Raw genomic sequence first — 12,060 nt, forward strand, 5'->3', positions numbered from 1 at the left:
GGAATACGGCCGGCGGGGGTGGGTCCACCCCCGCCGGCCGGGCTGTCAGGCCGCTCGCTTGTACTTCTTGATCGAGCTGTCCTGGGCGATCGAGTCGGCGCCCTTCTGGCACTGCTCGAGGAACTCCGCCGGGCCGATCCGGCCGCTGAAGAACTCGCCGCACGCGGCGTCGACGAGGTTGCGCTCCAGCTTGCGGTAGTAGTTGTTGTAGACCCAGTTGAAGCCGTTGGCGCCGGACGCGTCGAGCGCCTTGACCACGCTGGTCAGTCCGTACGGCAGCTCGACGCCCTCGGTGGCGCCGGCGACCACGGTGAGGCTGGCGACCTTCCGGGTGAAGTCCTGGGCGCCCTTCTTGGAGAGCATGGTCCGGAAGTACTCCAGGCCACCGGCGACGTTGCGGGCCTTGGCCGGCACCATGAACGGCTCACCGGCCGTACCCCGGATCGCCTCGAACGGCAGCTTGTCGCCGCTGCCCAGGCTCGGCGTCGGCGCGATGGTCATGTTGAACCCGGCCGGGGTGACGTCCTTCTGCTCGCTCTCCAGCCAGGAGCCACAGGAGATGAAGGCGGCCTTGCCCTGGCACCAGGCGGTCTGCGACTGCTTGTGGTCCAGGCCGGGCGAGCCCTCCAGGATGAACTTGTCCTTGACGATCTGGTGCCACGCGTCGGCGGCGGTCTTCATCGAGTCGGACTTCCAGGCGTTCGGCTCCAGGTTGTCGATCGCCGTGGCCACCGAGGGGCCGCCGAGCTTGATCGCGGTGGCGATCACCGGCCAGCTCATGTAGCGGGGGTGCAGGCCGGCGTACGTCCAGGGGGCGATACCGGCGGCCTTGATCTGCTTGCAGAGCGCGATGTGCTCGTCCCAGGTCTTGGCGTACTCCCACTTACGCTCGGTGAGCAGCTTGTTGGAGTACCAGATGCCGTAGGCGGTGTAGGTGTAGTTCAACACCAGGAACTTGCCGTCGTACGAGCCGACCTCGACCGCGCCGGGCAGCAGGGTGTCCTTGACCGTCTTGCCGGGGACGTCGAGGCTCGGGGCGGCGAGCAACTCGCCGAGGTCGGCGATGGCGTTCTGGCTGACCAGGCCGTTGAAGTCGATCTGACCGGCGCCGGAGTTGTTGACCACGTCCGGCGGGGTGCCGTCGACGAAGCGCGGCTGGAGGGTCTTGCTGATCTCCTGGGTGGCGGAGTGCTTGACCTTCGCCTTCGGGTACTTCTCGGTGTACATGGCCTCGTGGGCCTTGGCGTACTCCTCGCCGAAACCACCGCCGAAGATCACCACCTCGAGCGGTGCGTCCTCCTTGACGCCGAGCGGGTTCTGCTCGCTCTTGGTGCCCTTGTAGGCAGCGTTGTCGTCCTTGTCACCGCCGCCGCTGGCGCAGCCGGCCAGCAGGGCGGCGGCGGGGGTGGCCAGCAGGCCGGCAGCGGCGCTGCGCTGCAGGATGTCACGCCTGTTCATGGGTTCTCCTCGGGTCGGGTCGGGCGGTCGCCGGGTGAGTGGGGGAAGGCGTCCGTCTCGCGAGGCACGTTGATTCTCTTCAGTTCACACGATGTTACTGAAGAATTTCTACGACAGCCGGGGCCCGACTTCAAGTCCTGACAGCGAACCGTTACACCACCGGCCGGTGCCGGGGCGCATAGCCTGAGGCGATGGGCCGCCTGCGCCAGCTCGCCGAGCGCACCCCGGCCGACCGGGAGCGGTACATCGATCTGCTTCGCGCGCTCGCCATCACCATGGTCGTTGTCGGACACTGGGGCGTCACGGTGATCGAGCGGGACGACGCCGGCCTGCCCACCGGGCACTCCGCGCTCGGCGACCTGCGGTGGGCGTACCCGCTGACCTGGATAGCCCAGGTGATGCCGGTCTTCTTCCTGGTCGGCGGCTACGCCAACGCGGCCTCGCTGACCCGGCTGCGCGCCCGGGGCGGCGACGCCGCCGGCTGGCTGCTCGACCGCAGCGCCCGACTGGTCCGCCCCACCAGCGTGCTGGTGCTGGTGCTCACCGCCGCGGCTGCGCTGGCCCGGCTGCTCGGCAGCGACCCGACCCAGATCCGCGAGGTGGTCTGGTTCGCCACCATCCCGCTCTGGTTCCTGGTCGCCTACCTGGCGGTGGTCGCGCTCACCCCACCGATGTACGCGCTGCACCGCCGCTTCGGTCTCGCCGTCCCCCTGCTGCTGGTCGCCCTGGTCGGTCTCGGCGACCTGGGACGGCTGACCGGGCCGGTGGAGCTGAGCTACGGCAGCTACCTGTTCGGCTGGCTGGCCGTACACCAGCTCGGCTTCGCCTGGCACGACACCCGCGCCGCCACGGCTGCCGTCGGTGAAACCACCCCGCCACGTGCGGTGGCCGACGCCGCCGGGCCGTCGGCTACCGAGCATCCACAGGTACGCCGGCGTCGGCTGCCCACCTCCCGACGGGCCGGCCTGGCGTTCCTGGCCAGCGGGCTGGCCGCGCTGCTGCTGCTCACCGTGCCCGGCCCCTGGCCGGTGGCCATGCTGAACGTGCCCGGCGAGCGGCTGCACAACGCCGGGCCGCCCAGCCTCGCGCTGCTGGCCGTCGCCGCCGCCCAGCTCGGCCTGATCCTGCTGCTGCGCGGCCCGGCGGAGCGCCTGCTGCGCCGCCGGCGCCCGTGGCAGCTGGTGATCGGGGTCAACCTGGTGGTGCTGACCGTCTTCCTCTGGCACCTGACCGCCGCGATCCTGCTGATCGGGCTGCTCGACGCGACCGGGACACTGCCCACCCCGGCGGTCGGCTCGACCGCCTGGTGGGCGTGGCGGGTGCCCTGGCTGCTGCTGCTCACGGCCGTCCTGGCGGTCCTGGTCGCGATCTTCGGGCCGGTGGAGGCCCGTAGCGGTCGGCACCGCACCGGGCGCCGGGCCGGCCGGGGCACCACGACCCGCACGGTGCTGACCGTGGCCGGCTACACCGCCGTGGTGGCCGCGCTGCTGATCAACAGCGTGACCCCGAAAGGCGCCCCGGAGCCGCTCGGCATGCCCGCCCCGGCGCTGCTGGCGTACCTGGCCGGGGCGGGCGTGCTGCGGCTGCTCAGGTCTGGGTGGGGAACCCGAGGTTGACCCCGCCGTGGCGCGGGTCCAGCCACCGGCTGGTGACCACCTTGCCGCGGGTGAAGAACCGCACCCCGTCCTCGCCGTGCGCGTGCAGGTCACCAAAGAGCGAGGACTTCCAGCCGCCGAACGAGTGGTATGCCATCGGCACCGGGATCGGCACGTTGATCCCGACCATGCCAACCTCCACCTCGTGCTGGTAGCGCCGGGCCGCACCGCCGTCGTTGGTGAAGATCGCCGTACCGTTGCCGTACGGGCTGGCGTTGACCAGCTCCACCGCCTCGTCGTACGAGCCGACCCGGACCACGCCGAGCACCGGCCCGAAGATCTCTTCGGTGTAGATCGACATCTGCGGGGTCACCCGGTCGAACAGCGTCGGGCCCAGCCAGAAGCCATCCGGGTCGCCGTCCGGCGTCACGTCCCGGCCATCGACCACCGGCACCGCTCCGGCGGCCACCCCGGCGTCGACGTAGGACCGCACCTTCGCCGCGTGGGCGGCGGTGACCAACGGACCCATGTCGCAGCCCCGCCGGCCGTCACCGGTGCGCAGACCGGCCATCCGCGCGGCGATCCGCCCGACCAGCGCGTCCGCGACCGGCTCCACCGCCACCAGCACCGAGATGGCCATGCACCGCTCCCCCGCCGAACCGAACCCGGCGTTGACCGCCGCGTCGGCCGCCAGGTCCAGGTCGGCGTCGGGGAGCACCACCATGTGGTTCTTCGCCCCACCGAGCGCCTGCACCCGCTTGCCGGCGGCGGTGCCGCGCTGGTAGACGTACCGGGCGATCGGGGTGGAGCCGACGAACGACACGGCCCGCACCTCCGGGTGGTCCAGCAGCGCGTCCACCGCCTCCTTGTCCCCGTTGACGACGTTGAGCACCCCGTCAGGCAGGCCCGCCTCGGCGAACCACTCGGCCAACAGCAGCGCCGCGCTCGGGTCCTTCTCGCTCGGCTTGAGCACCACCGCGTTTCCGCAGGCCACCGCGACCGGCACGAACCACAGCGGCACCATCACCGGGAAGTTGAACGGGGAGATCACCGCGACCACCCCGACCGGCTGCCGGATGGTGTACGAGTCGACTTCGGTGGAGACGTTCTCGCTGAACGCCCCCCGCAGCGCCGAGGGCAGGCCGCAGGCGTACTCGATCACCTCCAGGCCGCGCTGCACCTCGCCGGCGGCGTCGGCCAGCACCTTGCCGTGCTCGGCGGTGATCACCTCGGCGAGCCGGTCCCGGCGGGCGTGCACCAACTCCCGGAAGGCGAACAACACCGCCGACCGCTTCGCCAACGACGCGTCCCGCCACGCCCGGGCGGCGCGGGCAGCGGCCTGCACCGCGACGTCGACGTCCGCGGTCGAGGCCAGCTCCACCTCGGCGGTACGCCGACCCGTCGCCGGATCGAACACGTCGCCGCGCCGCTCGGAGGTGCCGCCGACCCGCTTACCGTCGATGAAGTGTCCGATACTCATGCCGCCACCCCCGCCGAGGAGCGGATCGCGTCGACGAGGATCGCCAGGCCCTCGCGGGCCTCCTCCTCGGTCAGCGTCAACGGTGGACCCATCCGCAGCACGTTGCCGTACAGGCCGCCCTTGCCGGCGAGCAGGCCGCCGGCCCGGCACGCCTCGAACACCCGGTTGGTCAGCGCCGGGTCGGGCTCGCTGGAGCCCGGCCGGACGAACTCGACGCCGAGCATCAGCCCCTTGCCGCGTACCTCCGCGACGCAGTCGAGGCCGCCCACCTCGGCGCGCAGGCCGTCGGCGAGGATCGCGCCGACGCGGGCCGCGTTCGCCTGGAGATCGTGCTCAAGCAGGTAGTCGAGCACGGCGTTGCCGGCCGCCGTGGAGATCGGGTTGCCACCGAAGGTGGAGAAGCTGATCGCCGGCACCGACTCCAGCACCTCGGCCCGACCGACCACCCCGGCCAGCGCGAACCCGTTGCCGATGCCCTTGGCGAAGGTGAGCAGGTCGGGGGTGACCCCGTGTGCCTGGTAGCCCCAGAAGTGCTCCCCGGTACGCCCCCAACCGGTCTGCACCTCGTCGGCGATGAACAGGATGCCGTGCTCGTCGAGGACCTTCTTCCAGCCCGCGAAGAGGCCGTCCGGCGGGTGCACGAAACCACCGACCCCCTGGATCGGCTCGGCGATCAGCGCGGCCACGTCGCCGGCGGTCTGCGTCGCCAGCACCTCACGCAGGTCCTCCACCGCCGCGTCGACCTGCTCCTCGGCGCTCAGCCGGGCCAGCAGACCGCGTACCCGGTCGCCGGAGTGCAGCCAGGCCACCTGGAGCGGGTTGAGCCCGCTGGCCGACCAGTTGCGGTTGCCGGTGACGCCCATCGCCGCGTAGGACCGGCCGTGGTAGCTGTTGCGCACGGCCAGGATCTGGTGCGAGCGGCGGTGGTTGGTGGCGACCAGCAGCGCCGCCTCGTTCGCCTCGGTGCCCGAGTTGGTGAAGAACACCCGTGCGTCCGGGATGCCGGAGCGCTGCGCGATCTTCTCGGCCAGCTCCACCTGCTGTCGGATCAGGTAGAGCGTCGAGCTGTGCACGATGCCGGTGGCGAGCTGACGCTCGACCGCCTCGCGGATCTCCGGAATGTCGTAGCCGATCATGTTGGTCAGCACGCCGCCGAAGAAGTCCAGGTAGCTGCGGCCCTGGGCGTCGGTGACCCGGCGACCCGAGCCGGCGACCAACTCGATCGGCTCGGCGTAGTACAACGGCATCCAGGACGGGAGCACGGCCCGGTGCCGGGCCAGCAGGTCGTCGGTCATCGTGGCAACCCTTCAGCGGCATTCGTGGATACCGCACGCTCCCACCGGCGGCCGGTGTGGACAACTGCCACTGTGTAGCGCAGGGCGCGTTCGCTCCTGACAGTGCGTCAGCCGGGCGACGGCAGTGGTCAGCCGGCGGTGGGCAGCGCCGAGCGGCGCCGGGCCACACCGCCGGGAGCCGCCGCGTGCAGCGCCACGGCCACCAGCGCGAAGGCCACCCAGCCGGCCGCCAGCGCGGCGACCGGCGAATCGTCCTGCCACCGGTGGTACGCCGTCAGGAAACCGACCAGCGCCAGGCTGTTGCGGGCGAAGTGCCCGGTGAACGCCACCAGGTCGCGGCGACTCTCGATCGCCACCAGCACCCCGGAGTAGGGGAAGGTCACCACCATCGCGCGCAGCAGTTCGCCCAGCAGCCCGGTGAGCGTCGCGCCGAGCAGGATCACCAGCAGCTTGGCCGGCGCCGGCAGCCGAGTCCGCTGCCCCGCCTCCGCGGGCGGCTCGGCCTCCGGTGGCGGCTCGGCCTCCGGTGGCGGCTCGACCTTCGGTGACGGCGTCGGGGCGGAGTGCTGCCGGCGCAGCAGCAACATCGTCAGCAACCAGAGCGCCACGGTGCCGGCCAGCGCTGGTCCGAACGGCACCGGCACGGCCAGCAGGCCGGCGCTGAACGCCACGTACCCGGCGATCCCGGCGGCGTCGGCGAGCAGGATCGGCCAGCGCAGCCGGTGGTGGGTGACCGCCACGACGACGAAGAACAGGTTGAGGCCGAGCACCCCGAGCAGCTGTGCGCCCTCCACCCGGTGCCCGGTGCTCACCAGGGCCAGCGACATCGGCAGCGGGAGGCTGTAGACGAACGCCCGCAGGCGTACCGACCGGATCAGGCTGACCGCCCAGACCACCGCCGTCACCAGCAGCACGGCGCTCACGGTCATCGGCGGTCCGCCCCTCTGGTCGCGGTCAGTCGAGGAAGGTCGCGGCCTCGACGCAGACCTCGAAGACGTCGGTCAGCCGGGCCAGGTCGGCGGCGTTGACCGAGAACTGGTTCTCGGTGATCTCGCCGTGCGCGCTCATCACACCCTCCCAGCACGCCACGCCGTCCCACAGGGTCAGGTTGACGTGCCGTGCGGCCTCCACGACCCCCCACGGCAGCAGCCCCACCCGCACCCCGGCCTGGCGCTGCGCCCGGACCAGCTCGGTCAGCTCGTCGGTCATCCCGGCGTGCAGGAAGACCCGGGTGATCCGTACGCCCCGGGCCAGCGCCTCGACGTTGGCCGCCCAGTATTGCCGGCCGATGTCGCCGCGCCACCAGCTCAGCTCGCCGCTGGCCCGCGGCATCACGTTGGTCACCGCGTCCAGCCGCCGGACGCAGTCCCGGGTGGCGCCGAGCAGGTCCTGGCAGTCGTGGCCCGGCCGGATGATCCGCCCGGCGCGCAGCTGTTCGGTCTCCGCCCGGAACCGCTCGAAGCGGCGCCGGGCCTCCTCGGCGACCCGCGTACCCGGATGCCGCTCGACCGCCTCCCGGGTGCCCGTGACCACCTCGGGCACCGCGTGCACCAGCCAGGACGGCCCCTCCAGCAGCGTCCGCAGGTGGAAGCGGCGCTCGGCGCGGGCCAGCGAGTCGACCAGCAGCGAGATGGTGGTGCCCATCAGGCCGGCGAGCAGCGACTCCACCCCGGTCGCCGCGTTGGTCAGATCCAACGTGACGGAGAGCGAGATCGACAGCAGGATGCCGACCAGCGCGACCGGGTCGGTGTGCGCCAGCAGCCGGACGAACCCTCCCGCCGGACCGACCCGGTCGGCGCGGGGTCGGCGAAGCAGATCGGCCATCGACGTACCTCCCGGGCGCTGGCTGCCGCCAGGGTAAGCCGCCCCGCCAACCGGACCGGGCCACGCCGGCCCGCGCCGGGACCACCGCTCGGTACGATTCGGCGGTGCCCGAGATCCCTGCTCCGCCACCGGTACGGACGGCGGATGGACCGATCGGAATTACGCCGATGACCTCCGGATCGGTACTCGTCGGGCCGGACGTGGCGCTGCCCGCCGGGACCGTGGGCGCACCGACCACGGCGATGATCGCGGGGATCGACGGGTGGATCGGCGCCGACCCGCTGCGCCGGCTTGTCGCCCGCTTCGGTGGCACCTGGCCGGCTGGCGACCTCGCCGACACCCTCGGGTTCCTCGACGAGTTCTCCGCCCGGCACTGGGACTTTCGGGGCGGCCGGGAGCGGCCCGACGCCCGGGAGCCGGACCTCGACGCCGGCACCGTCGAGCTGGTACGCGCCGCCGCCGCCGCGCTCGGGCTCGTCCGGCCCGTGGCACCGGTCAGGTCGGCGTACGCCCACCTGGTCGTGCTGGGCGGTCTGGCGCACGCCTGCCTGCGTCGCGTCGCGTACGCCGCGCACCTGCTGCGACGTGGGCTGCGGGTGACCGGCGAGGTGGCGGTGCTGGGCAGCTTCCGGCCGCTCTCCGACCTGGAGCACCGGACGTTGGCCGCGGCGGGCGTGCCCGGCTGCGAGACCGAGGTGGACGCCCTGGACGCGGCGGTCCGGCTGGCGTTCGGGGTGACCGCCCCGGCGCAGGAGGACGGCGTCGACGCGGGCCACGTGCACCACTCGTGGTCGTCGCGCACGTACCTGCCAGCCGCTCTGCCGCCGGTGCGGGTGCTGGCCGCGCCGTCAAGCGAGCCGCAGCGTCGGCGCGCGCACACCGCGGACACCCAGCGGTTCTGGGCCGGACACGTCCGGCTGGCCCCCGGCGACGCGGTGCTGCTGGTGACCGCGCCGATCTACGTGCCGTTCCAGCACTGCGACGCGCTGCGCACCCTGGCTGTGCCGTATGGCTGCGGGATCGACACCGTCGGGGTCGACCCCACTCTGGCGGACCTTGCCCGGCTGCCGGAGCCGACCCTCAGCCCGGGCCGCTACCTGCAGGAGATCCGCTCGGCGATCCGGTCGATGCGCGCCCTGCACACGGTGCTGACCGCCGGCTGACCGGCGCGCGTCGAGGGCCGGAGCACGGCGGATCGCCGCGCACCGGCCCGTGGGCCGTGGTCAGTTCACGTAGACGGGGCTGTTCCCCTTGGTGGTGTCCCGCACCGGCGAGTACGTCGCGGAGAAGTACGCGGTGCCGAAGCAGAGGGACGGGCCGGAGAACTTGTTCAGCGGCTGGTTGGTGAAGGTGATCGAGTTGGTGGCGTTGGACGCCGCGCCGGTGAGGCTGTTGGTGCTGGTCCGGTAGACGCAGGTGATCTGGCCGAGCAGCGTGTTCAGCACGACGGTGCTCTGGATGGGCGCCGCCGCCGTACCGGAGATCGTGACCACGCCGGCGCTGGTGACCGAGGTGGTGTACGGCAGGTTGTTGACGGTCACGCTGCTCACCCCGGTGGTGCCGAACACGTTGGTGGTGCAGCTGGTGAAGGTCTGGGCGGTGAGGCTCTCGGTGGCGGTGCCCGGGGCGATCGGGTTGGTCAGCACCTTGGCGCTGAAGCTGGACACGGCGCACTTCAGGCCGGTGGTGCCGCTGGCGGAGTTGTAGAAGGTGGCGTTGGTGCCGGTCTTGAGGCTGGCCTGGATGACGTCGTTGACGGCGACGGCGGTGCCGCCGGGCGTGGGGTAGGTCAGCACGTTCCCGGCGAGCGAGGACGACGGGTCGGCGAAGGCCGGCGCGGCGGCTACGACACCGGCCAGCAGTGCGAGGGCAGCGAGGCCCCCGCCGATTCTTCCGTACCTGGGCATGGTTCTTCCTTCCGGTGGTGGGACGGGATTGAGCGGACCGCACAGGCGGTCACCGCCGGGCGGGGAGACCCGGGCGGCGATTGTGGCCATCCGCAGTGGACGGCGGTGGTGGAGGGCGTGCCGGGCGGCCGTCGGGGCCGGCTGGCGGTGATGGAGGTGCCGCTGCGTCAGCGGGCGGGCCGGTGTGGCGCACTGCGGCTGAGCCGCGTCACCTGCGCCTCTCCGACCTTGGGAGAGCGCTCGTGGTCGGCGATAATGGCAACCATCGAGCCCTCCTTCGACGAGCCAGGGTGACCATCCGGGGAGATCACCAACGGTGACTGCATGCCAACTGAGCGTGCAGAAAGTTATAAACCCCGGAGGGTCGCAAAGTCAACGCATCAACGGAGGTCGATAAGTTGACCACGCAGAGCCTCCCGCAGCCGGCGCCCCTGCCGGGCGCACGTCCCGGCCGTGACCCGGACCGCGCGATCAAGCGCGGCCCGCGCCGCGTCTCCGCCGAGGTGGTGGCCGCGACCCAGCGTGACCGCCTCTTCGACGGGCTCGTGCACGAGGTGGCGACGAAGGGCTACGACAACGCCCGGGTCAGCGACATCTGCCACTCCGCCGGCGTGACCCGGCCGGCCTTCTACGCCCTCTTCACCGGCAAGGAGGACGCCTTCCTCGCCGCGTACCGGCACGGCATCGCCGTGGTGTCACAGCTGATGGAGGGCGCCTACCGCGAGGCCGGCCCGGCCTGGCCGGACGCCGCCCGCGCCGCGCTGCGCACCCTGCTGGAGGTGTTGGCGAGCGTGCCCGCGTTCGCCCGGATGGCGCTCGTCGAGGTGGACGCGGCCGGCCCGGACGCCCGCCGGGAGCGGGACGCCCTGCTCAGCAGTTTCCGCCGGTTCTTCGCCGACGCGGGCCCGGGGCCGACGGTCGCCGGCGTGGACCGGGACGCGCTGGTGTCCACGGTGGTCGGCGGGATCTACGCCACCATCCGTGGCCGGGTGGCGCAGGGTCGTGCGGCGGAGTTGCCACAACTGCTGCCGGTGCTCACCTACGCGGCCACCGCGCCGTTCCTTGGCACCGACGACGCGGCCCGGGCGACGCGGCCGATACGCCCGGACGACGGCCCGAGCACGACCGCGCCGTGCGTGTCGCCCAGCGAGGCGACCGTCCACTCCTGATCATTCGGGGTCGGAAACCGCAGCGGTTTTTCACTTTGGCCGCATTTGACAAATGCCGCCCAACTGTCTGCCACACGCTGTTGACCCGCCCTTTCCTCGGCGGTAACTTCGGCTCTGCGCCTCGATGCGCTTTCATTCCGGGTCGCAATTCCCATTGTCGCCAGTGAATTGATCTCAAAGGGGAGCCGCCATGTCGGAGCAGACCGCACCGATCGAGCCCGGTCCACCACGGAGCGGTGTGCGCTGGCGCCGGTTCGCCGTCACGTTCGGCACCGTCGTGGCGGGTGCGGCCGGCATGGTCGTGCTCACCGCCCAGGGCGTACTGGGCGCGCAGTTCGCCATCTCGGGCATGCCGTTCACCGTCACCGCCGACAAGCTCACCGGCACCGGGTTCGAGCAGTTCGCCACCCTCGACCAGATGATCCCGGACAGCCCCAACCAGGGCGACACCGGCGGGCAGGTCCTGGTGATCGTCTCGGCGATCGACCGGGCCGAGCTGACCAACCTCTGCCAGAGCATCAACCTGGGCGGCGTCTACCTGAAGATCACCGCCGGCGGCGCCGGCACGCCCGTCACCGCCCGAACCCTGGTCGTCGACGGCGACGAGATCGCCGGCAACGCCTCGTTCCGGAACATCGACGTCGGGCAGGACGCCAGCACCCTGGACAAGGTGCCCGGCGTGAAAGGTAACCCCGGTGTCTTCTCCCAGCAGGCGGACACGGTGACCATCGACAACCTGCGGCAGAACAACTACGCCACCACGGCCGCCGTCTTCAACCTGCCCAACCTGCGCATGGCGTTCACCTCCGACGGGTGCTGACGTGACCGCCGGACGACACCAAACGGCGCCGGCCGCCCACCGGACCGGCGGGCGCTGGCGCCGCTGGCGGCGGGGCCGCCCGCTCACCGCCGGAGTGCTGATCGCCCTCGGGGGCGCGGAGATGCTGGTGACCCTGCGGGCGCCGCTCGGGGTGCTGCTGCACATCGGGCCGCAGGGGCTCGCCGCGTACCTGGTGCCGACCGTCCTGGTGATCTGCGGGGTGCTGCTGATCACCGCCCCCCAGCAGCGGGTCTTCTACGCTCTGGTCTCGCTGGTGCTCGGGCTGGTCTCCTGGTTGACCTCGAACCTGGGCGGCTTCCTGATCGGAATGCTGCTGGCCCTGGTCGGCGGGGCACTCGCATTCGCCTGGACCCCGGACAAGCAACGCCGGTCGGCCGGTGCCCCGGCGGAGCCCGTGGCACCCGCACCGCGAGAGCCCGCGGACGACGACGACACGGCAGTGCTGCCCCTGACCGAGACGGCGGACCCGACCCCGGCGGACCGGAGCTGAG

The 12,060-nt window shown here is 72.0% G+C and carries 11 protein-coding genes; 5 read left to right on the forward strand and 6 right to left on the reverse strand.

Features of this window, described 5'->3' with window-relative positions; all coding sequences use genetic code 11:
• Positions 1-45: 45 nt before the first annotated feature.
• Positions 46-1,458, reverse strand: a complete 1,413-nt coding sequence (gene ngcE, locus OG470_RS33525) for an N-acetylglucosamine/diacetylchitobiose ABC transporter substrate-binding protein (protein WP_328418661.1) — start codon at positions 1,456-1,458, stop codon at positions 46-48.
• 191 nt (positions 1,459-1,649) lie between these two features.
• Here ngcE and OG470_RS33530 point away from each other — a divergent pair, with 191 nt between their 5' ends.
• On the forward strand, positions 1,650-3,074 hold the full coding sequence (locus OG470_RS33530) for an acyltransferase family protein (protein ID WP_328418662.1): 1,425 nt from the start codon (positions 1,650-1,652) through the stop codon (positions 3,072-3,074).
• Here the strand turns inward: OG470_RS33530 and OG470_RS33535 are convergent.
• From OG470_RS33535 to OG470_RS33550, 4 genes are all read right to left on the reverse strand, one after another.
• On the reverse strand, positions 3,046-4,533 hold the full coding sequence (locus tag OG470_RS33535) for a CoA-acylating methylmalonate-semialdehyde dehydrogenase (protein WP_328418663.1): 1,488 nt from the start codon (positions 4,531-4,533) through the stop codon (positions 3,046-3,048). The two genes, OG470_RS33530 and OG470_RS33535, sit on opposite strands and share 29 nt — an antisense overlap.
• On the reverse strand, positions 4,530-5,828 hold the full coding sequence (locus OG470_RS33540) for an aspartate aminotransferase family protein (RefSeq protein WP_328418664.1): 1,299 nt from the start codon (positions 5,826-5,828) through the stop codon (positions 4,530-4,532). The genes OG470_RS33535 and OG470_RS33540 overlap by 4 nt, the downstream gene beginning before the upstream one ends.
• 128 nt (positions 5,829-5,956) lie before the next feature.
• Positions 5,957-6,757, reverse strand: coding sequence for a hypothetical protein (locus OG470_RS33545; protein WP_328418665.1), 801 nt, complete (start codon positions 6,755-6,757; stop codon positions 5,957-5,959).
• 25 nt (positions 6,758-6,782) lie between these two features.
• The gene (locus OG470_RS33550) at positions 6,783-7,652 is read right to left on the reverse strand and encodes a hypothetical protein (protein WP_328418666.1); all 870 of its coding nucleotides are present in this window, start codon (positions 7,650-7,652) and stop codon (positions 6,783-6,785) included.
• A gap of 167 nt (positions 7,653-7,819) precedes the next feature.
• On the opposite strand from OG470_RS33550, the gene OG470_RS33555 reads away from it, so the two are divergent.
• Positions 7,820-8,815 carry a hypothetical protein gene (locus OG470_RS33555; RefSeq protein WP_328418667.1) on the forward strand — a complete coding sequence of 332 codons (996 nt, stop codon included), beginning with the start codon at positions 7,820-7,822 and terminating at the stop codon, positions 8,813-8,815.
• A 60-nt stretch (positions 8,816-8,875) separates the two neighbouring features.
• Here the strand turns inward: OG470_RS33555 and OG470_RS33560 are convergent, their stop codons facing one another.
• Complete coding sequence (locus OG470_RS33560; RefSeq protein WP_328418668.1) at positions 8,876-9,559, reverse strand: Tat pathway signal sequence domain protein; 684 nt, start codon at positions 9,557-9,559, stop codon at positions 8,876-8,878.
• Between the two features lie 398 nt (positions 9,560-9,957).
• Here OG470_RS33560 and OG470_RS33565 point away from each other — a divergent pair, with 398 nt between their 5' ends.
• The 3 genes from OG470_RS33565 (at position 9,958) to OG470_RS33575 (ending at position 12,059) form a co-directional block, all read left to right on the forward strand.
• Positions 9,958-10,728, forward strand: coding sequence for a TetR/AcrR family transcriptional regulator (locus OG470_RS33565; protein WP_328418669.1), 771 nt, complete (start codon positions 9,958-9,960; stop codon positions 10,726-10,728).
• 190 nt (positions 10,729-10,918) lie between these two features.
• Positions 10,919-11,548, forward strand: coding sequence for a DUF6230 family protein (locus OG470_RS33570; RefSeq protein ID WP_328418670.1), 630 nt, complete (start codon positions 10,919-10,921; stop codon positions 11,546-11,548).
• A gap of 1 nt (position 11,549) precedes the next feature.
• On the forward strand, positions 11,550-12,059 hold the full coding sequence (locus OG470_RS33575; RefSeq protein WP_328418671.1) for a DUF6114 domain-containing protein: 510 nt from the start codon (positions 11,550-11,552) through the stop codon (positions 12,057-12,059).
• The last annotated feature ends 1 nt before the right edge of the window (position 12,060 follow it).

Origin of the sequence: Micromonospora sp. NBC_00389 (assembly GCF_036059255.1) — a bacterium.
Lineage (GTDB): Bacteria > Actinomycetota > Actinomycetes > Mycobacteriales > Micromonosporaceae > Micromonospora.

Bases quoted from the DNA above. Each gene is read 5' to 3' on its own strand.
- OG470_RS33560 (WP_328418668.1), bottom strand. From the start codon at position 9,559: ATGCCCAGGTACGGAAGAATCGGCGGGGGCCTCGCTGCCCTCGCACTG.
- OG470_RS33555 (WP_328418667.1), top strand. From the start codon at position 7,820: ATGACCTCCGGATCGGTACTCGTCGGGCCGGACGTGGCGCTGCCCGCC.
- OG470_RS33545 (WP_328418665.1), bottom strand. From the start codon at position 6,757: ATGACCGTGAGCGCCGTGCTGCTGGTGACGGCGGTGGTCTGGGCGGTC.
- OG470_RS33550 (WP_328418666.1), bottom strand. From the start codon at position 7,652: ATGGCCGATCTGCTTCGCCGACCCCGCGCCGACCGGGTCGGTCCGGCG.
- OG470_RS33570 (WP_328418670.1), top strand. From the start codon at position 10,919: ATGTCGGAGCAGACCGCACCGATCGAGCCCGGTCCACCACGGAGCGGT.
- OG470_RS33530 (WP_328418662.1), top strand. From the start codon at position 1,650: ATGGGCCGCCTGCGCCAGCTCGCCGAGCGCACCCCGGCCGACCGGGAG.
- OG470_RS33535 (WP_328418663.1), bottom strand. From the start codon at position 4,533: ATGAGTATCGGACACTTCATCGACGGTAAGCGGGTCGGCGGCACCTCC.
- ngcE (WP_328418661.1), bottom strand. From the start codon at position 1,458: ATGAACAGGCGTGACATCCTGCAGCGCAGCGCCGCTGCCGGCCTGCTG.
- OG470_RS33540 (WP_328418664.1), bottom strand. From the start codon at position 5,828: ATGACCGACGACCTGCTGGCCCGGCACCGGGCCGTGCTCCCGTCCTGG.